The organism is Jatrophihabitans sp., from assembly GCF_036000465.1.
Lineage (GTDB): Bacteria > Actinomycetota > Actinomycetes > Mycobacteriales > Jatrophihabitantaceae > Jatrophihabitans.
Genome location: NZ_DASYFV010000037.1, coordinates 1 through 17,780, shown reverse-complemented (window position 1 = coordinate 17,780; position 17,780 = coordinate 1). Strand labels below are relative to the sequence as shown.

General features: G+C 72.3%; 20 protein-coding genes and 1 tRNA gene. 10 read left to right on the top strand and 11 right to left on the bottom strand.

Going from position 1 to position 17,780, the window contains the following annotated elements:
- Window positions 1-95: 95 nt before the first annotated feature.
- A complete protein-coding gene (mftR, locus tag VGN18_RS12230) occupies window positions 96-755 on the bottom strand; it encodes a mycofactocin system transcriptional regulator (RefSeq protein ID WP_327539969.1) in 660 nt (219 codons plus the stop codon).
- A 116-nt stretch (window positions 756-871) separates the two neighbouring features.
- Between mftR and mftA the strand changes: the two genes are divergently transcribed.
- Genes mftA through mftD form a run of 7 tightly spaced genes read left to right on the top strand, consistent with a single transcriptional unit; the run spans window position 872 to window position 6,621 of the window.
- Entirely contained in the window at window positions 872-997 is a 126-nt protein-coding gene (mftA, locus tag VGN18_RS12225) for a mycofactocin precursor MftA (RefSeq protein ID WP_327539968.1), read from the top strand.
- Window positions 987-1,283, top strand: coding sequence for a mycofactocin biosynthesis chaperone MftB (gene mftB / locus VGN18_RS12220; RefSeq protein ID WP_327539967.1), 297 nt, complete (start codon window positions 987-989; stop codon window positions 1,281-1,283). The genes mftA and mftB overlap by 11 nt, the downstream gene beginning before the upstream one ends.
- Window positions 1,280-2,473, top strand: a complete 1,194-nt coding sequence (mftC, locus tag VGN18_RS12215; protein ID WP_327539966.1) for a mycofactocin radical SAM maturase — start codon at window positions 1,280-1,282, stop codon at window positions 2,471-2,473. The genes mftB and mftC overlap by 4 nt, the downstream gene beginning before the upstream one ends.
- 2 nt (window positions 2,474-2,475) lie before the next feature.
- Entirely contained in the window at window positions 2,476-3,186 is a 711-nt protein-coding gene (gene mftE / locus VGN18_RS12210) for a mycofactocin biosynthesis peptidyl-dipeptidase MftE (RefSeq protein ID WP_327539965.1), read from the top strand.
- Entirely contained in the window at window positions 3,183-3,968 is a 786-nt protein-coding gene (locus VGN18_RS12205) for a mycofactocin-coupled SDR family oxidoreductase (protein WP_327539964.1), read from the top strand. The genes mftE and VGN18_RS12205 overlap by 4 nt, the downstream gene beginning before the upstream one ends.
- Complete coding sequence (gene mftF / locus VGN18_RS12200) at window positions 3,965-5,455, top strand: mycofactocin biosynthesis glycosyltransferase MftF (protein ID WP_327539963.1); 1,491 nt, start codon at window positions 3,965-3,967, stop codon at window positions 5,453-5,455. Before VGN18_RS12205 ends, mftF begins: the two co-directional genes overlap by 4 nt.
- On the top strand, window positions 5,452-6,621 hold the full coding sequence (mftD, locus tag VGN18_RS12195; protein ID WP_327539962.1) for a pre-mycofactocin synthase MftD: 1,170 nt from the start codon (window positions 5,452-5,454) through the stop codon (window positions 6,619-6,621). The genes mftF and mftD overlap by 4 nt, the downstream gene beginning before the upstream one ends.
- Here the strand turns inward: mftD and VGN18_RS12190 are convergent.
- Complete coding sequence (locus VGN18_RS12190; protein ID WP_327539961.1) at window positions 6,584-8,029, bottom strand: HNH endonuclease signature motif containing protein; 1,446 nt, start codon at window positions 8,027-8,029, stop codon at window positions 6,584-6,586. The genes mftD and VGN18_RS12190 overlap by 38 nt on opposite strands.
- A gap of 119 nt (window positions 8,030-8,148) precedes the next feature.
- Here VGN18_RS12190 and VGN18_RS12185 point away from each other — a divergent pair, with 119 nt between their 5' ends.
- On the top strand, window positions 8,149-8,367 hold the full coding sequence (locus tag VGN18_RS12185) for a hypothetical protein (RefSeq protein ID WP_327539960.1): 219 nt from the start codon (window positions 8,149-8,151) through the stop codon (window positions 8,365-8,367).
- The gene (locus tag VGN18_RS12180; RefSeq protein ID WP_349259895.1) at window positions 8,367-9,242 is read left to right on the top strand and encodes a GNAT family N-acetyltransferase; all 876 of its coding nucleotides are present in this window, start codon (window positions 8,367-8,369) and stop codon (window positions 9,240-9,242) included. Before VGN18_RS12185 ends, VGN18_RS12180 begins: the two co-directional genes overlap by 1 nt.
- A gap of 1 nt (window position 9,243) precedes the next feature.
- Here the strand turns inward: VGN18_RS12180 and VGN18_RS12175 are convergent, their stop codons facing one another.
- The 4 genes from VGN18_RS12175 to VGN18_RS12160 form a co-directional block, all read right to left on the bottom strand.
- Entirely contained in the window at window positions 9,244-10,512 is a 1,269-nt protein-coding gene (locus VGN18_RS12175; protein WP_327539958.1) for a GAF domain-containing protein, read from the bottom strand.
- A 249-nt stretch (window positions 10,513-10,761) separates the two neighbouring features.
- Window positions 10,762-10,835: transfer RNA gene (locus VGN18_RS12170), tRNA-Ile, on the bottom strand.
- Between the two features lie 22 nt (window positions 10,836-10,857).
- Complete coding sequence (locus VGN18_RS12165; RefSeq protein ID WP_327539957.1) at window positions 10,858-11,112, bottom strand: Smr/MutS family protein; 255 nt, start codon at window positions 11,110-11,112, stop codon at window positions 10,858-10,860.
- 7 nt (window positions 11,113-11,119) lie between these two features.
- Window positions 11,120-12,403: an MFS transporter gene (locus VGN18_RS12160; RefSeq protein WP_327539956.1), complete on the bottom strand. Its 1,284-nt coding sequence runs from the start codon at window positions 12,401-12,403 to the stop codon at window positions 11,120-11,122.
- An 83-nt stretch (window positions 12,404-12,486) separates the two neighbouring features.
- Between VGN18_RS12160 and VGN18_RS12155 the strand changes: the two genes are divergently transcribed.
- Complete coding sequence (locus VGN18_RS12155) at window positions 12,487-13,131, top strand: TetR/AcrR family transcriptional regulator (RefSeq protein WP_327539955.1); 645 nt, start codon at window positions 12,487-12,489, stop codon at window positions 13,129-13,131.
- A gap of 3 nt (window positions 13,132-13,134) precedes the next feature.
- Here VGN18_RS12155 and VGN18_RS12150 read toward each other — a convergent pair whose 3' ends face one another.
- Genes VGN18_RS12150 through VGN18_RS12130 form a run of 5 tightly spaced genes read right to left on the bottom strand, consistent with a single transcriptional unit; the run spans window position 13,135 to window position 17,735 of the window.
- Complete coding sequence (locus VGN18_RS12150) at window positions 13,135-14,349, bottom strand: acyl-CoA dehydrogenase family protein (RefSeq protein WP_327539954.1); 1,215 nt, start codon at window positions 14,347-14,349, stop codon at window positions 13,135-13,137.
- 2 nt (window positions 14,350-14,351) lie between these two features.
- A complete protein-coding gene (locus VGN18_RS12145) occupies window positions 14,352-15,230 on the bottom strand; it encodes an SDR family oxidoreductase (protein ID WP_327539953.1) in 879 nt (292 codons plus the stop codon).
- Between the two features lie 20 nt (window positions 15,231-15,250).
- Entirely contained in the window at window positions 15,251-16,096 is an 846-nt protein-coding gene (locus VGN18_RS12140) for a MaoC/PaaZ C-terminal domain-containing protein (RefSeq protein ID WP_327539952.1), read from the bottom strand.
- Window positions 16,093-16,524, bottom strand: coding sequence for a type II toxin-antitoxin system Rv0910 family toxin (locus VGN18_RS12135; RefSeq protein ID WP_327539951.1), 432 nt, complete (start codon window positions 16,522-16,524; stop codon window positions 16,093-16,095). Before VGN18_RS12135 ends, VGN18_RS12140 begins: the two co-directional genes overlap by 4 nt.
- 20 nt (window positions 16,525-16,544) lie before the next feature.
- Window positions 16,545-17,735, bottom strand: coding sequence for a lipid-transfer protein (locus VGN18_RS12130; protein ID WP_327539950.1), 1,191 nt, complete (start codon window positions 17,733-17,735; stop codon window positions 16,545-16,547).
- Between the last annotated feature and the right edge of the window lie 45 nt (window positions 17,736-17,780).

Below are 17,780 nucleotides of genomic sequence, written 5' to 3'. Positions count from 1 at the left end.
GCGCGGCGACAGGCTACGGACGAGAAACCGGCCGGGGCGCGATCGTGGCGCCCGTACGGTCGCAGGGTGGCCCTGCCCGATCGGGCAGGGGGGTGTCACCGGCGGGTCGAGCGCCGTCGCTTCGGTGTCGGTTCGCCGGTCAGGACGTCGTCGCGGAAACCGGCCGCGAGCGCGCGCAGGGCGGCGTCGAGGTAGACCGTCAGGTCGGCGTCGGCCCGGGCGGCCCACCGCTCGTAGGCCGCGCGGCAGGCGGCCAGCGTGGCCCGGCCGACGGTCAGGGGGTAGAGCGAATCCTCGGGCTGGCCCGAGCGCTTCGCCACGAAGTCGCCGACTGCCCGCTCCCAGGCGTCGTAGCGCACGGCCGCGCTCGCGCCGAGCTCGGGCACCGAGCCGATCAGCGTCATGCGGCGTCGCAGTTCGGGGGCGTCCTCGGCCCGGTAGTGGTTGGCCTCGAGCACGGCCAGCCGCACCGCCTCCATCACCGGGAGGTCGGCCGGCATGTCGCCGAGGATGCGGCGCAGGTTGTCGACCTCGAGGTCGAACTCGGCCCACAGCACCGACGGTTTGGAGTCGAAGTAGCGGAAGAACGTGCGCTTGCTGACGCCGGCCTCGGACGCGATCTGGTCGATGGTCGTCTCGTCGAAACCCTGGGCGGTGAACAGTTCGAGCGCGATGAGTTCGAGGGCGCGCGCGCTGGTGCCCGGCGGCCGACCGCGGCGTGGCGGACGGCCGGCGGTCTCCACCTCGACGGACATACGTACCTCGTGAATTTCGGCCCAGCTATTGATCCTGCGGAGGGGCGACGTTAGCGTACCGAGCTATTCGTCACCGAGTGACGAAAACCATCGATCCCATCCGCAGAGGAGCCGACATGGACGACACCACCGCCACCGTGACCGAGGTGAGCGACGCCGTCGAAACGCACGACGAGGCTGCCGTCGTCGAGGACGTCCTCGTCGAAGAGGTCTCCATCGACGGCATGTGCGGTGTCTACTGACACCGAGGTCCGCCCGTTCGACCTGGACGCTGCGTGGCAGCTGCACCGGCAGGTGTCGATCCGCCCCGAGCGGTTCGGCGCGCTGCTCTACCACTTCGGGACCCGGCAGCTGTCGTTCCTGAAGAGCCCGCAGCTGCTGACCGTGGTCCGCGCGCTGGCCGACTCACCGACGGCGCGGGACGCCTGCCTGTCGTCGGGGGTCGCCGCCGCCGAACTGCCGCAGTACGGCGCCGCGCTGACCACGCTCGCGACGTCCCGGATGATCTGCGAGAGGACCCCTTCATGACGAGCACCGCACTGCCGCTGGTCGAGCAGTTCCAGTTCGGCCTGGACGCCCCCATCTGCCTCACCTGGGAACTCACCTACGCCTGCAACCTGTCCTGCGTGCACTGCCTGTCGTCCTCCGGGCGGCGTGACCCGCGCGAGCTGTCGACCGACGAGTGCAAGGCCGTCATCGACGAGCTCGAGCGGATGCAGGTCTTCTACGTCAACATCGGCGGCGGTGAGCCCACCGTCCGCTCCGACTTCTGGGAGCTCGTCGACTACGCCACCGAGCACCACGTCGGGGTGAAGTTCTCGACCAACGGCGTGAAGATCGACGCCGCGGTCGCGCAGCGCCTGGCCGCCAGCGACTACGTCGACGTGCAGATCTCCCTCGACGGCGCCACGGCCGAGGTGAACGACGTCGTCCGTGGCCCGGGGTCCTACGACACCGCGCTGCGCGCGATGCAACATCTGTACGACGCCGGGTTCAAGGGTTTCAAGATCTCGGTCGTCATGACCCGGCACAACGTCAATCAGCTTGACGATTTCAAAGCGATCGCCGATCGCTTCGACGCCCAGCTGCGCATCACCCGCCTGCGGCCGTCCGGGCGCGGCGCCGACGTGTGGAACGAGCTGCACGTGACGGCCGAGCAGCAGCGCGAGCTCTACGACTGGCTCGTCGCCCACGGCTCGAACGTGCTCACCGGCGACTCGTTCTTCCACCTCGCCGCGTTCGGCGACGCCCTGCCCGGGCTGAACCTGTGCGGCGCGGGCCGGGTCGTGTGCCTGATCGACCCGGTGGGTGACGTCTACGCGTGCCCGTTCGCGATCCACGAGAACTTCCTCGCCGGCAACGTCCGCGCCGAGGGCGGGTTCACCTCGGTGTGGCGGCAGTCGGAGCTGTTCACCGAGCTGCGGCAGCCGCAGAGCGGGGGAGCCTGCACGTCGTGCTCGGCCTACGACGCGTGCCGGGGCGGCTGCATGGCGGCCAAGTTCTTCACCGGCCTGCCGCTCGACGGTCCCGATCCGGAGTGCGTGAAGGGGCACGGCGAGCAGGCGCTCACGCTCATCGACGCGGGTACCGCGCCGAAGCCGTCGCTCGACCACTCGCACCGCACCGCCCCGGCCCGGCCGGTGCCGCTGACGCTCACCGCACGGCGGCCGCCCGAGCGGGCCTGCGACGAGAACCCCCTCGCCGGGCTGGCGCTCTAGTTGTGTCGCGCCGCGCGTCGCAGCGACTCGACGGCCTGACCTCACCCGAGGCCGGTCGCCGGGTCGTTGCGGGCGCGGTGCTCGCGGTGCCGCTCGGCTCGACCGAGCAGCACGGGCCGCACCTGCCGCTGTCGACCGACACCGACGTGGCGGTCGAACTTGCGCGCCGGCTCGCCGCGGCCCGGGCCGACGTCGTCGTCGCCCCGGCCGTGCCCTACGGCGCGTCGGGCGAGCACGCCGGGTTCGCCGGCACACTGTCCATCGGCGAGGCGGCGCTCGAACTGCTCGTCCTCGAGCTCGGCCGCTCGGCCACCGAGACGTTCGACCGCATCGTGCTGGTCTCGGCCCACGGCGGCAACGCCGGCGCGGTCGGCCACGCAGTCGATCGGCTGCGCTACGAGGGCCGCGACGTGCGCCTCCACCAGCCGCGCTGGCAGGTCGATGCGCACGCCGGCCGCACCGAGACCTCGATGCTGCTGGCGCTGCGGCCCGACGCCGTCTCGATCGAGCACGCCGTGCCGGGGGAGACCCGGCCGCTCGCCGAGCTGATGCCCGCGCTGCGCTCCGGCGGTGTGCGGGCGGTGACGGCCACCGGCATCCTGGGCGACCCGACCGGCGCGAGCGCCGCCGAGGGGGAGCGCGTGCTCGCCGGTCTCGCGTCCGACCTGGTGCGCGACGTCGACGCCTGGTGGCCCGGGCGGGTGGACGCATGACCCGGGTGGCGCTGGTGACGGGCGCCGCGCGCGGCATCGGTGCGGCGACCGTGCGCGCGCTCGTCGCCGACGGCTGGTCGGTGCTCGCGCTCGACCTCGCGGCCGACGACCCGGCGCTGCCGTACCCGCTCGGCCGCCGGGCCGACCTCGACGCCCTGGTCGGAGAGCTCGGCCCGGACCGGGTGCACGCCGTGGTCGCCGACGTGCGCGATCAGGCCGGCCTCGACGCCGCGGTGGCCGAGGCCGAATCGCGCTACGGCGGCCTCGACGCCGCGATCGCGGCGGCCGGGGCGATGGCCGGCGGCGTCCCGGCGTGGGAGGTGCCGGTCGGGCAGGAGCAGGCCGTCCTCGCCGTCAACCTCGGCGGCGTGCTCAACCTGGCCCGGGCGGCGATCCCGGCGCTGCTGCGCCGCCCCGAGCCGCGGGCCGGCCGGTTCCTCGCCGTCGCCTCGACCGCGGCCACCCGCGGGCTACCGATGCTCGCCGCCTACTGCGCGGCCAAGGCCGGTGTGGCCGGGCTGATCCGGGCGCTCGGTGTCGAGCTCGGCGGCACCGGCGTCACCGCCAACGCGGTCAGCCCCGGTTCCACCGACACCGCGATCCTGGCCGAGAGCGCCCGGCTCTATGGACTGCCGAGTGCGCAGGCGTTCGCGGCCCAGCAGCCCCTCGGTCGCCTGCTCGAGCCGGCCGAGGTCGCGGCGGTGCTGGCGTTCCTCGCCGGCCCGGCATCGGGTGCGATGACCGGTGCCGTCGTGCCGGTCGACGGGGGGCTGGCCCTGTGACCGGGGTGGTCCGCGAGCTCCATCGGAACCGCCGCGCCGACGGGCCACCGACGTCCGGGGCCGCCCGTCTCCCCGACGGCTTCGGCATCGCCCTCGACGACAGTGCCCGCGAGCTCGAACCCGGTACCTGGTTCGGCGGCGTGCCCGCCCGCATCACCCGGCTCAGCGACGCCGGCCGGCGCGCCCTCGACGAGCTGCGCACCGGCCCGGTGGCCGGTCCCACCGCCGGCCGTCTCGCCCGCACGCTCGTCGATTCCGGCCTGGCCCATCCGGTGCCGCCGGCGGCCGCCGGACCGTTCGACCTCACCGTGCTCGTGCCCGTCCTCGACCGGCCCGAGGCGCTCGGGCGCTGCCTGGCCGCCCTCGGTCGCGAGCACCCCGTGGTGGTCGTCGACGACGGCTCCCGCGACGCCGCCGCGATCGCGCGGGTCGCGGCCGCGCACGGCGCCCGGCTGATCCGGCGCGACGTCAACGGCGGCCCGGCCGCTGCCCGCAACACCGGCCTCGTCGCCGTGACCACCGGGTTCGTGGCGCTGCTCGACAGCGACTGCGTCCCGCCCGCCGGCTGGCTCGCCCCGCTCGTCGCGCACCTCGCCGATCCGCTGGTCGCCGCGGCCGCGCCGCGCATCGCCGCGATCGCCGATGACACCTGGGCCGGGCGCTACACCCGGGTCCGGGGAAGTCTCGATCTCGGGCCGAGGCCCAGCCGGGTCGCACCGAAGTCCCGCGTCTCGTACGTGCCGACGGCGGCCCTGGTCGCGCGGCGGGCGGCGCTGCTCGACGTGGCCGGCGGGACCGGCGCGTTCGAGGCGTCCATGCGTGTGGGCGAGGACGTCGACCTGGTCTGGCGGCTCGATGCCGCAGGGTGGCGGGTTCGGTACGCCCCGGCCGTGCGCGTGTCGCACCAGGAGCCGGGCACCTGGCCCGGCCTGCTGCGCCGGCGGTTCAGCTACGGCACGTCGGCCGCCCCGCTGGCGCTGCGGCACCCCGGCGCCGGCGCCCCGCTCGTCATCCACCCGTGGCTCGGGGTTACCGTCGCCGCCCTGCTCGCGCGGCGGCCGGGCCTGGCCGCCGGGGGTTACGCGATGAGTGTGGCGGCGATGTCCCGCCGCCTGCGGACCGCCGGCCTGCCGACCCGCGGTACCGCCCGGTCGATGGCCGGGGCCGTGCGCCAGACCTGGCTCGGCGTCGGGCGTTATCTCACCCAGCTCGCGGCGCCCGCTGTCGCCGCGGCGGCGGTGCTGCCAGGTTCGCGCGGGCGCCGGCTGGCCGCCGCGTCGCTGCTGCTGGGTCCGCCGCTCACCTCGTGGGCCGCGCATCGTGATTCGCTCGACCCCATCCGTTACACCGCGGCCCATCTCGCCGACGAGATCGCCTACGGAGCCGGCGTCTGGGCCGGCTGCCGCACCCACCGCACCATCGCCCCGCTGCGTCCGGCCATCGCCCGGCCCGCCCGCCGACGAACGACTCGAGGAGACCGCACATGAACGCATGGTTCGAGACCGTGGCCGAGGCCCAGCGCCGCGCCAAGAAGCGGCTGCCCAAGTCGGTGTACAGCGCGCTGCTCGCCGGCTCCGAGCGAGGCCTCACCGTCGAGGACAACATCGCCGCCTTCGACGAGCTGGGCTTCGCGCCGCACACCGCGGGCCAGCCGCAGAAGCGCGACCTCGCGACGACTGTCATGGGCCAGGACATCTCGCTGCCCGTGCTCATCTCGCCGACCGGCGTACAGGCCGTCCACCCCGACGGCGAGGTCGCGGTCGCGCGGGCCGCGGCCGCGCGCGGCACCGTGATGGGGCTCAGCTCGTTCGCGAGCAAGCCGGTCGAGGAGGTCGTCGCGGCCAACCCGAAGACGTTCTTCCAGCTGTACTGGTCGGGGTCGAAGGAGCAGATCCTCGCCCGCATGGAACGCGCCCGCGCCGCCGGCGCCGTCGGCCTGATCGCCACCCTCGACTGGTCCTTCTCGATGGGCCGCGACTGGGGCAGCCCGCGCATCCCGGAGAAGGTGACCTTCAAGGAGGCGCTGCGCTTCGCTCCGGAGGCGATCACCCGGCCCCGCTGGCTCTACAACGTCGCGCGGACCCGTTGGATCCCCGACCTCACCGTGCCCAACATGCAGAACCCGGGTGAGCCGGCGCCGACCTTCTTCGGTGTCTACGGCGAGTGGATGCAGACGCCCGCCCCGTCGTGGGAGGACGTCGCCTGGGTGCGCGAGCAGTGGGGCGGGCCGTTCATGCTCAAGGGCGTGTGCCGCGTCGACGACGCCAAGGCGGCGGTCGACGCCGGCGTCACCGCCATCTCGGTGTCCAACCACGGCGGCAACAACCTCGACGGCACGCCGGCCACGATCCGCGCCCTGCCCGCCGTCGCCGATGCCGTGGGCGACCAGATCGAGGTGCTGCTCGACGGCGGCGTCCGGCGCGGCAGCGACGTCGTGAAGGCCGTCGCGCTCGGTGCCCGCGCGGTCATGATCGGACGCGCCTACCTCTGGGGCCTCGGCGCCAACGGCCAGGCCGGTGTCGAGAACGTCCTCGACGTGCTCCGGGGCGGCATCGACTCGGCGCTGCTCGGGCTCGGCAAGAGCTCCGTCCACGACCTCACGCGCTCCGACATCCTCATCCCGGACGGCTTCGCCCGCGCCCTCGGAGCGTGACGCCGACCAGGGCTGGCATCGGGCCGGCGACTGAGGCGGTCGGGCCGGCCGAGTGCCGACGGGGGCGGCACCGTCCGTCCCGGAGTTGCATCACGCTGTAAACACGTGGTCTGTCTTCGCTGGTGAAGTCGAGGTCGGGTGGGTGGTGGGCGGTGTTCCGTCTGGGTTTCCGGGCCGGGTCGATCCAGGGTGGTGGCGTCCACCAGGGGTGGCCGTTGATCATGTCGACGCGCCAGCCTGCCTTCTCGAACACGCCGTGGTGGAACGGGCAGACGAGGCACAAGTTGATGAGGTCGGTGTTCCCGCCGTCGATCCAGGGGATCACGTGGTGGGCCTCGCACCAGGCGGCCGGTCTGGTGCAGGCGGGGAAGCTACAGCCGCCGTCGCGGGCGGCGAGGGCTCGGCGTTGTCCGGGGGTGGCGAGGCGTTTGGTGCGGCCGTAGGCGATGACCCCGTCGAGGTCGTTCTCGACGACGGTGATGATCTCGGCGCAGTCGAGGTAGCGCAGGACGTCGGGCATCGTCCAGGTGTCGCCGTGCCCGGTGCGCGCCACGCCTTGCTTGACCGTGACTATGACGGTGACCGGCGCGGCGCCGGCGTCGGGCAGGGTGCCGGAGCGCAGTAGCCGCTTGAGGGCGTCGAGCAGCGCGTCGTGACGGCGCTGCCCCGCGGTGCGGTCGTCGGGGATGCCGTCCTCCCCGGCCGGGATCGGGGCGGAGAGGGAGTCGAGGATCGCTTCGATGGTTGCGGTGGCGTCGGGGGTGAACCGGCCGGTGGGGGTGGACGTGCCGTCGGGGTGCTTCCGCAGCCCGAAGTCACGCCGGCGCTGGGCCTGCTCGTCGTTCGGTTCGACGCCGTCGGGGTCGAGGCGGGTGATGATCGCCTGCGCGGTGCGGGCCAGCAGTCCCGGGTGCTCGTGCTGCGCGGCGTCGAGCAGGACGCGTTCGACGACGGGGGCGACCTCGGCCATCGGCAGGTCCGGCACCCGTTCCAGCCTGCCCAGACAGCGGGTGACCACATCGACCTGGGTCGCCGAGACCGCACCGGCACGAAGGGCGTCGGCCGACGCGGCCAGGATCGGCGGCAACGGTTCCCCGGTCACCGTGCGCCGCGGCCCGAGCGTGCGGGCGGCCTCGGTTCGGCGCCGTGACTCGGCCGGATCCACCCGGCACAACGTCATCACCAACTCCGGCGTGCCGGTCTGGGCGTACTCACCCGCCACGCCGCGGCAGTCGGCCTCGGCCAACACCGCGACGTCCACCGCATCAAGCCGGCGGCGCTGCACCTCGAGAGCCGCCAACAGCTCGGCGACCTCGACCCCGGACAGGGCCGTCAGATCCGCGTCGAGCAGCCTGTCGACCCCCACGCGGAGCACCGCGAGAGCCTCCGACGCCGCAGTTCTGATCATGTATCACAGAATAGAACACCGTTCGACAGTTTCTCAGATGTTCCGAAATTTGTGGACAACCGGCCTCCTGTATTCGAACATCGGTTGGAGTGCAAGATCCTATGCAGTACCTAATTTCCGTGCTCGACGACCAGGACCAGCCCGGCAGCAGCCGGGCATCAGCGCGTTCGATCGTGGCGTCGAAGGGGTACCTCGCCGGCGTCCGGGTGTGGGAGGCCCCTGACCTGAAGGTGGCGAACAAGCTCGCCACCGACGCGTCGCAGATCCGCGACGGCAAGATCGAAGTGCGCCCGCTCCACCGAGAACTCGGGTGCGCCCCGCCGGGTGATCGTGTGTGATGACCCGCGTGGCCATCGAGTTGAGCACCCCCAGCGTCGATCAGCTCGTGGAGGTCGTGAACGCGCTGCGCAGCTGGCAGGTCGAGGGGCTGACCATGCAGCTGCATCCGGGCGACCTGGGCTGGAACTGGCAGTTCGGTGCCGAGGCCACGGCCGCGGCGTTGCGGACCTGGAGTCGGGACGGCCGGATCGTCGGCATCGGCTTCCTGGACAGCCCTGAGGTCTTGCGGATGACGGTCGCGCCCGAGGTCCGCCACGACGCCGAGCTGGCCCGTGAGGTGGTCTCCGACCTGTCCGACCCGCGGCGCGGCGTGCTGCCGGCGGGGAAGGCATCGGTCGAGTCGCCGAACGGTACGCGGGTCCAGGAGATCCTGACCGACACCGGCTGGAGCGGCGGCGAGGCGTGGACACCGCTGCGCCGTGATCTTGCGGAGCCGGTGGAGACGGAGGACCTGCGCGTCGACGTGATCGGCCTGGCGCAGGTCTCCGAGTTCACCGAGGTCCACCGGTCCGCCTGGGACAGCGCACGCTTCACCGATGACCGGTGGCACGCGATGGCCGACGGGGCGCCGTTCGCCGACGCCCGCTGCCTGCTCGCCTATGACGATCAGGGCGTTGCCGTCGGGGGAGTGACGGTGTGGTCGGCGGGGGCGGGGCGTCCGGGGCTGATCGAGCCGCTGGGGATCCACGCCGCCCACCGCGGGCGCGGGTACGCCCGGGCGATCTGCCGGGCGGCTGCGGCCGAACTGAGGGCGCTCGGCTCGACGAGCGCACTGGTCTGCACGCCCAGCGCCCGTGCCGCCGCCGTCGCCACGTACCGATCGGCCGGATTCGAGCGGGCCCCCGAGCGCCTCGACCGGACCCGCGACGACTGAGTCAGGCGCCGAGTTCGCGGTTGAGCCGGCGCACCTCGGTGACGGCCAGGGGGCGCAGCGGCGAGCTCTCGGGCAGCAAGCCGGCCTGCCGCTCCCACATCTGCACGTCGTCGGCGCCCCAGCGCGAGCGCGTCCAGGCCATCATCAGATCGAGGTCACCCGAGGCGTAGACGGCGGCGCGCAGGTCACGCTCGAGCCGCTCGCGGCGCGCGACCACGCCGGGTGCGTCGGACTGGGGGAGCAGCGGGCCGCGGTACGCACGGATCGCCTCGGCCACCCGACCGGCCTCGATCAGTTCACCCACCCGCAGCCAGTCGCAGGCCGGCGTCGAGCGCAGCCGGTAGGGCCGGGAGTCGAGCAGGTCGGCGCCGAGCAGTGCGCGCAGGCGGGTCAGCTCGGCCCGGATCGTCGACCCCCGCACGTCGTCGGCGTAGAGCTCGATGGCGAGCTGGTCGCCGGTCAGACCCTCGGGGCGATCGACCAGCAGCACCATGATCTCGCTGTGCCGGTGGGTGAGGCGGCTCGTGCGACCGTCGACGTCGACCTGGCAGTCGGGCCGGCCGAGCCCCTCGAGCCGGCAGACCGGCTCCCGCGCCGACGACCACAGCTTCGGGCGTCCGGACACCGCGACGATGCGACCGAGTTCGGCCTCGGCCATCCGGGCCGCCGCGCGCACCATGGCCATCGTCTGCGGCGAGGCGATCGTCTCGGTGCCGGTCACGTCGACCACGCCGAGGATCGCCTGCGTGATCGGGTCGTGGATCGGGGCGGCCGCGCACGTCCACGGCTGCACGGCGCGGCGGAAGTGTTCCGCCGCGCGGATTTGGACCGGGGCGTCGAGGCGCAGGGCCGTGCCGGGGGCGTTGGTGCCGGCCCGGCCCTCGTCCCACGAGGTGCCTTCGGCGAAGTTGATGCCCTCGGCCTGCGCGAGCACGCCGGGACGTCCGCACACCCACAGCAGGCGGCCGTCGGAATCGCCGACGGCCAGCAGGCTGTCGCACTCCTCGGCGGCGCGGCCGAGCACGTCGTAGAGCAGCGGGAAGACCTGGGAGAGCGGGTGGGCCTCGCGGTAGTCGCGCAGCTCGTCGGCGTCGATCGCGACCGGGGCCTCGGGCCGGTCGGCGTCGACCCCCGCCGCGGCCGAACGCAGCCAGGACTCGGCAACGAGGTCGCGGACGCGCGCCGACACCGCGCCGGACTCGAGGAAGCGATCGTGGTCGCGATGGGTCGAGAGCGCGTCGGTGAATGTGCTGGTTGTGTGCGCAGTCACAGTGCTCGCAACGCTACCCGAGCAACGCTGCAATGACGCTGCGAACGGGCGCCGGACCCCTTCGGGACGAAGGACCCCGCACCTCGTGGACCTTCGGACCGGCGGGAGACGAGAACGATCGGTCAAGGTGGACGGACGAGTTCTGGTGCGACGCCGATCGGGGGAACGGTGCGGCACCTCGGAGCTCGGGTCCGGCGCCCGCTCCGGCGGGCGCCGGGCCACCTACATCCCGGTCGCGGAAGGCGCCTGTGGGGCGGGTGGGGCTTGAACCCACGACCGACGGATTATGAGTCCGCTGCTCTGACCGGCTGAGCTACCGCCCCTTGTCGGGACAAGGTAGCGCAGCTACTTCCAGCGGAAATGCACGAAGACCCGGCCGAAGTTGTCCTTGTCCTTCTCGACCCGGTGGTAGAGCGGGCGGACGTCCTTGCGGTCGAGGAAGCGCAGCACTCTCTTCTTCAACTGCCCCGAGCCCTTGCCCGGGATGATCTCGACGAGCTTGGCCTTCTTCGCCGCCGCCTCGGCCATGACGTCGTGCAGCGCGCGCTCGATCTGGTCGCCCTTGTTGTAGATGTCGTGCAGGTCGAGGACGAGCTTCATGCCCCCATCATGCGCCGACGACCGCAGCCTCGGGCGGTACGCCGACCGCGCCGAACCGGCCGTCCTGCTCCGGGGTCAGCAGCCGGCGCAGCGACCGGGCCGCCACCACCGCCGCCAGACTGCCGGCCACCACCAGGACCACCCACACCCCGCCGAGGCCGTGCCCGATGAGCGGAGCCGCGGTCAGCGGGCCGACGATGGCGGTGACGCCGAAGATCAGCGAGCCCATCGCGTTGTAGCGACCGCGGAGTTCCTCGGTGGCCAGCGCGTTGGTGACCGCCGGCATGATCGGTGACATGAACGTCTCGCCGCAGGCGAAGACGCTCGCGCACAGCACGACGCCGAGAACGGGGAGGACCGGGCTCACGCCCTTGCCGAGCGCACTCACGCCGAGAATCACCCACGAGCCGGCGATGATCGTCGCCGCGGTCGCCAGCGCGGTGCTGCGGCTGCGCCCGCGCAGGCGACGCAGGACGAACAGCTGCGACACGACGATCGTCAGCGTGTTCGCGGCCAGCCCCCACGCGATCACCTTCGTGGACACGCCTCCGACCAGCGACGCGAACGCCGGGAAGCCCACCTCGATCTGCGCATAGCCGCACACGGTGAGGAGCAGGGCGAAGACGAGGTAGCGCCGGAACGCGCGGTTGGCGAACACGTCGCGGTAGCCGCCGGCGGCCACGCCGGGCGCGCGCTCGGGCCGGGCGATGCGGTGCCCGACCTGCGGCAGGGTGAGCAGGATCAGCGCCGGCACCAGGGCCAGCGCGGCGTTCACGACGTAGAGCAGGCGGAAGCTGCCCGGGTCGTGGATGTCGGCGATGAAGCCGGACGTGACCCCGCCGATGCCGATGCCGAGGTTGAGCAGGGTGAACGACAGGCCGAACACGTGCTGCCGCTCGTCGTCGCCGGTGACCCGGCTGAGCATCGTGTTCTCGCCCGACCACAGCGCCGAGCCGCCGATCGCACACAGCGTGGCCGCCCCGAAGGCGGCGAGCTCGGTGGTGGCCCACCCGTAGGACGCGATGCCCGCGGCGCTGACGACGTAGAGCGGCAGGATGATGCGGCGCGGGCCGAAGCGGTCGATGAGGCTGCCGCCCAGCCCGGCGAGGGCGAGCGAGAGCAGCCCCATCCACGCCACGACCAGGCCGACGACCGTGGGGTCGAGGTGGCGGACGCGGGTGAAGTAGACGAAGAGGAAGGGCAGGGTCATGCCCTGACCGATGGAGGTGAGCAGCTTGCTGGCGAGCAGCCGTCTCGCTTCGGGCCGGGCGGGGAGCGCATCGTTGAGCACTGATCAAGACTTGCAGAGGGGTACGACATCATTTCCCTCCTGCCATGCTTAGATACAGGATGGCCGGTATGTAAGCTTGCGGGGTGACCACAACGTCGGGCCGCCGGACCCAGGACGAGCGCAGCTCGGCGATGCGGGAACGACTGCTCGACGCCACGATCGACTGCCTCGTCGAGTTCGGCTACGCCGGCACGACCGTGACCCGCATCGCCGAGCGGGCCGGCGTCACCCGCGGCGCCCAGGTGCACCACTACCGCACCAAGGACGATCTCGTGACCGCTGCCGTCACCCACCTCGCCGGCAAGAGCGCGCAGTTCGGCTGGAGCCAGATCGCGCGGGTCGCCGAGTCCGACGACCCGATCGGCGAGCTGCTCGACGTGCTGTGGCGCATGCACCACGGCCCGACCTTCACCGCCACCGTCGAGCTCTGGGTCGCGGCCCGCACCGACGAGGAGCTGCGGCGCCACGTCGCCGGCGTCGAGCCGGTACTCATGGAGAGCCTTCGGGACGCCGCCGACGCGGGTGGCTCCGGGCCCGAACTCGTCGACCCCGATCTGCTCGACGCCGTCTTCACCGCCATGGACGCGATGCGGGGCCTGCTCATCTCGACCTGGCACCTGCCACCCCGGCAGCGCAACGCCCGCTGGCGCCGCGCCCGCGAGCGGCTGCGCGCGGTGTTCCCGCCGGTCGATCATGTCGTGCGGGCCGTGGCCGGCGCGGCCGGCTGACGCTCAACGCTCGAGCACGCCCTTCGCGACGTGCGTGATCTGCAGTTCGTTGCTGCCGGCGTAGATCATCAGCGACTTCGCGTCCCGCGCGAGCTGCTCGACCGGGTACTCGGCCATGTAGCCGTTGCCACCGAAGAGCTGCACCGCCTCCATCGCCACCTCGGTGGCCGTCTCGGAGGCATACCACTTCATCGCCGACGCCTCGGCGAGGCTGGGCTGCTTGCCCGCGGCCGACAGCTCGAGGCACTGAAAAACCATGTTCTGGACGTTGATCCGGGCGACCTCCATCTTGGCCAGCTTGAGCTGGACGAGCTGGTAGTCGCCGATCGGGTGCCCGAACTGGATCCGCTGTTTCGCGTAGCGGGTGCACTGGTCGAGGCACTCCTCGATGATGCCGAGCGACATCGCGGCGACGCCCGTCCGCTCGGCCACGAAGCCCGACTTGGCGCTGCTGCGGCCGTCGCCGCCGGCGTGTTCCTCGGTCTCGCCGAGCAGCCGGTCGCGGCCGAGCCGCACGCCGTCGAAGAACAGCTCGCCGGTGGGGGAGGAGTGGAAGCCCATCTTGCGGAACGGATTGCCCTGGGTGAAGCCGGGCATCCCGCTGTCGAGCACGAAGGTGAGGATCTTGCGGTCGCGCAGGGCGGTCGCGCCGTCGTCGAGCTTGGCGTAGACGACGACGGTGTCGGCGTACGGCCCGTTGGTGATGAACGTCTTCTGCCCGTCGAGGACGTACTCGTCGCCGTCGCGCCGGGCGGTGGTCTTCATCGCGCCGAACGCGTCCGAGCCGGAGCCGGGTTCGGTGAGCGCCCAGGCGGCGATCTTCTCCAGCGTGACGAGGCTCGGCACCCAGCGCCGCTTCTGCGCGAGTGTGCCGCGGGAGAGGATCGTCGACGCTCCCAGCCCGAGGCTGACGCCGAAGGCGCCGACGAAGCCGGGGCAGACCCGGCAGATCTCCTTGACCAGGATGACGCCCAGGCTCGCCTGGCCGCCGCCACCGAGCATCCCGCCGCCACCGGACGAGCCGTCCTCGGCCAGCAGCTTCTCGATCGAGTCCGAGGCCATCACGTCGATGCCGAACGTCTTCCACAGCTTGCGCAGGATGTCGTAGGGCGGCCGGTCGCCGAACTCGAGTTCCTCCCGGTGCGGCCGGATCTCGGTGTCGACGAACTGGCGGATCGCGCCCTGGACCGCGAGGTCCGTCTCGGACCACTCGTACATGCTCAGCTCCAGTCGGCGGTGCGCTCGGCGATGTCGTCGATCGTCCACGGCCCGGCGGTGTCGGTGCCGCGCGTGGTGCGCCAGGTCTCGAGCTCCTGGATCGAGCCGCCCTGCACCGCGAACACTTTGCCGTTGTGCGGGCACTTCTCGGTGGCGAGGTAGGCGACGAGAGGGGAGATGTTGGCCGGGCTGAACATGTCGAACTCACCCTCGGCCACCGGCGCGGCGAAGATCGCGCCCATGCCGGGCGTGGCCAGCGTGAGCCGGGTGCGGGCGATCGGCGCGATGGCGTTGACGCGCACGCCGTAGCGCTCGAGTTCCTGCGCGGCGACGAGCGTCATCGCCGCGATGCCGGCCTTGGCTGCGCCGTAGTTGAGCTGCCCGGCGTTGGGCATGAACGTCCCGGACGCCGAAGCGGTGTTGACCACCGACGCCGCCACCTGCTCGCCCGCCTTCGACCTGTCCTTCCAGTACTCGGCCGCGTGGCGCAACACGGCGAAGTGACCCTTGAGGTGCACGGCGATGACGTCGTCCCACTGCTGCTCGGTCAGCGACGCGACGAAGCCGTCACGCAGGATGCCGGCGTTGTTGACGACGATGTCGAGCCGGCCGTAGCTGTCGACCGCCTGCCGCACGAGCGCGGCCGCGCCGTTCCACGTCGCGACGTTGTCGGTGTTGGCCACCGCGCTGCCGCGGGCGGCGACGATCTCGTCGACGACCTCCTGGGCCGGACCGGCGTCGGCGCCGCTGCCGTCGTTTGCACCGCCGAGGTCGTTCACGACGACGCTCGCGCCCTCCCGCGCGAACAGCAGCGCGTGCTCGCGACCGATACCGCGCCCGGCGCCGGTGATGACCGCCACGCGGCCGTCGAGTGCTCCCATGATGTGTCCCTCGTCGAAGATCAGGCCGGGGCGATCTCGGCGAGGCCGTCGGTGATGACGAGCGCCCCGCCCGCCTCGGACTCGAACGCGTACACGCCGGTCGTCGGCGTGGCCCAGATGGTGGTGGTGAGGTCCTGGCCGGGCCGCACCGGCTTGGCGAAGCGGACCGCGAGCCGCTTGAGCCGGCTGACGTCGCGGTCGGCGAGCTCGGTGAGCACGGCCCACGACGTGAACGCCTGCGTGCACAGGCCGTGCACGATGATCCCGGGCAGGCCGGCCGAGCGGGCGGCGTCCTCGTCGAGGTGGATCGGCATCGGGTCGCCCGACGCCGGGGCGTACCGGAAGGTCTGGTCGGCGTCGACGTGCCCGACGACCTTCGCCACCGCGGCGTCGTCGCGCGCCGCCTCGGGGAACCCGTGCGTCGGCGCGAGCCCGCCCGAGGACGTCCCGGCGTCGACGCCGCGGAAGAAGGCGGTCATGTACTGCTCGTTGACGAGTTCGCCCGCGGCATCGCGGCACTCGAGGAGGAACGCCGCCCGTGTGCCGCTGCCCCCGACGGCGAAGCCGAGCGGCTTCACCCGGGTGACGATGACATCGCCGGGCCGGATCGGCCGGTGGAAGTGGAAGTCCTGCTCGCCGTGCACCACCCGCATCGCCACCTCGGGCGGCGCGACCAGGAACGCCGCCTGCAGCATCGACAGGAACGACGGCACGATCGCGAAGACCGGCGGCGCGATGTCGCCACTGCGGTGCGCCGCGATCGGATCGTTCGTGGCCTCGGCATAGGCCGCGATGCGCTCGGCCGTCACCTCGAAGGTGTCCGGCTCACCCCAGGCGCCGAGCGAGTCGGTGCTGAACGAGGTCACGAGATGAGGTCCGCCAGGCGGCCGGTCGACTCGTCCAGCTCGGTGCGCCCGGCCTTCTCGACCGCGGCGCCGATGGCCCCGACGAGCATCTGCCCCTCGAAGGCGGCCAGGATCGTCATGTCGCTGCCGCTGCCGCTCGGGGCGACGCCGAGCGTGATCGACACCTTCACGCCGGCCATGCCGGTGCCGGTCAGCGTGACCGACGAGTTCGGGTCGTACTCGGCCACCGTCCAGGTGATGGTGTTCGGCATGTTGAGCAGGCTGACCACGGCCGTGGCCTGGGTGCCCTTCGCGAACTCGGCCGGCGGGTCGCCCTTCCACGACTTGTGCATGCCGAGCCACTCGCCGAAGCGCGCCGGGTCGGACACCACGCCCCACACCTTCTCGGGTGCGGCGTCGAACCGGACGGTCTTCTCGATCGTGCCCATGGATTCTCCTGTCGTGAGGGTCAGCGGTTGGCCGGACGGTAGGCGGTGACGACGGCGGCGCCGCCGAGCCCGATGTTGTGCTGCAGGGCGATCCGCGCGCCCTCGACCTGGCGGGCGCCGGCGGCGCCGCGCAGCTGCCAGGTGAGCTCGGCGCACTGGGCCAGGCCGGTGGCACCGAGCGGGTGGCCTTTGCTGATCAGGCCACCGGACGGGTTGACCACCCACCGCCCGCCATAGGTCGTGTCGTCGTTGTCGACGAGCTTGCCGCCCTCGCCCTCGCCGCACAGCTGCAAGGCCTCGTAGGTCAACAGCTCGTTGGTCGAGAAGCAGTCGTGCAACTCGATGACGTCGACGTCGTCCGGGCCGAAGCCCGCCTGGTCGTACACCGCCTGAGCGGCCCGGCGTGACATCTGCGCGCCGACCAGGGTGATGGCCGACTGCGACTCGAGGGTGCCGGGCAGGTCGGTGACCATTGCCTGCCCGACGACCTCGACCGCGCGATCACCGAGGTCGTGCTCGTCGACGAAGCGCTCGCTCGCCAGGATCGCCGCGGCCGCCCCGTCCGAGGTGGGGGAGCACTGCAGCTTGGTCAGCGGCTCGTAGATCATCGTTGCCGCGAGCACGTCGTCCAGCGAGTACTCGTGCTGGAACTGGGCGAACGGGTTGTTGGTCGAGTGCCGGTGGTTCTTCACCCCGATGCGGGCGAACTGCTCGGCCGTGGTGCCGTACTTCTGCATGTGCTCCCGCCCGGCGGCGCCGAACATGTAGGGCGCAGTCGGCATCGCGAACTCGTGCAGCTCGGCCAGCGCGAGGAGGTGCCGCATCATCGGTTGCTCGCGGTCGTCCCAGGTCGAGCTCAGCGAGCCGGGCTTCATCCTCTCGAAGCCGAGCGCGAGAGCGCAGTCGGCCAGGCCGCCGCGGATCGCCTGGGCCGCGAGGTAGAGCGCGGTCGAACCGGTCGAGCAGTTGTTGTTCACGTTCACGACCGGGATGCCGGTCATCCCCAGTTCGTAGACGGCGCGCTGGCCGGCCGTCGACTCGCCGTAGACGTAGCCGACGAACGCCTGCTGCACCTGGTCGTAGGAGATCCCGGCGTCGGCCAGCGCGTTCGTGCCGGATTCGCGGGCCATGTGCGGGTAGTCCCAGCCCTCGCGACGTCCCGGCTTCTCGAACCTGGTCAGGCCGACCCCGACCACGAACACCCTGGCCATCTCGTCCCCTCACATACATGCACGCGTGTACGCAAGTTTGTATCA

Bases quoted from the DNA above. Each gene is read 5' to 3' on its own strand.
- VGN18_RS12135 (WP_327539951.1), bottom strand. From the start codon at position 16,524: ATGGGCACGATCGAGAAGACCGTCCGGTTCGACGCCGCACCCGAGAAG.
- VGN18_RS12130 (WP_327539950.1), bottom strand. From the start codon at position 17,735: ATGGCCAGGGTGTTCGTGGTCGGGGTCGGCCTGACCAGGTTCGAGAAG.
- VGN18_RS12145 (WP_327539953.1), bottom strand. From the start codon at position 15,230: ATGGGAGCACTCGACGGCCGCGTGGCGGTCATCACCGGCGCCGGGCGC.
- mftA (WP_327539968.1), top strand. From the start codon at position 872: ATGGACGACACCACCGCCACCGTGACCGAGGTGAGCGACGCCGTCGAA.
- mftR (WP_327539969.1), bottom strand. From the start codon at position 755: ATGTCCGTCGAGGTGGAGACCGCCGGCCGTCCGCCACGCCGCGGTCGG.
- VGN18_RS12190 (WP_327539961.1), bottom strand. From the start codon at position 8,029: ATGATCAGAACTGCGGCGTCGGAGGCTCTCGCGGTGCTCCGCGTGGGG.
- VGN18_RS12180 (WP_349259895.1), top strand. From the start codon at position 8,367: ATGACCCGCGTGGCCATCGAGTTGAGCACCCCCAGCGTCGATCAGCTC.
- VGN18_RS12205 (WP_327539964.1), top strand. From the start codon at position 3,183: ATGACCCGGGTGGCGCTGGTGACGGGCGCCGCGCGCGGCATCGGTGCG.
- mftC (WP_327539966.1), top strand. From the start codon at position 1,280: ATGACGAGCACCGCACTGCCGCTGGTCGAGCAGTTCCAGTTCGGCCTG.
- mftD (WP_327539962.1), top strand. From the start codon at position 5,452: ATGAACGCATGGTTCGAGACCGTGGCCGAGGCCCAGCGCCGCGCCAAG.
- VGN18_RS12165 (WP_327539957.1), bottom strand. From the start codon at position 11,112: ATGAAGCTCGTCCTCGACCTGCACGACATCTACAACAAGGGCGACCAG.
- VGN18_RS12150 (WP_327539954.1), bottom strand. From the start codon at position 14,349: ATGTACGAGTGGTCCGAGACGGACCTCGCGGTCCAGGGCGCGATCCGC.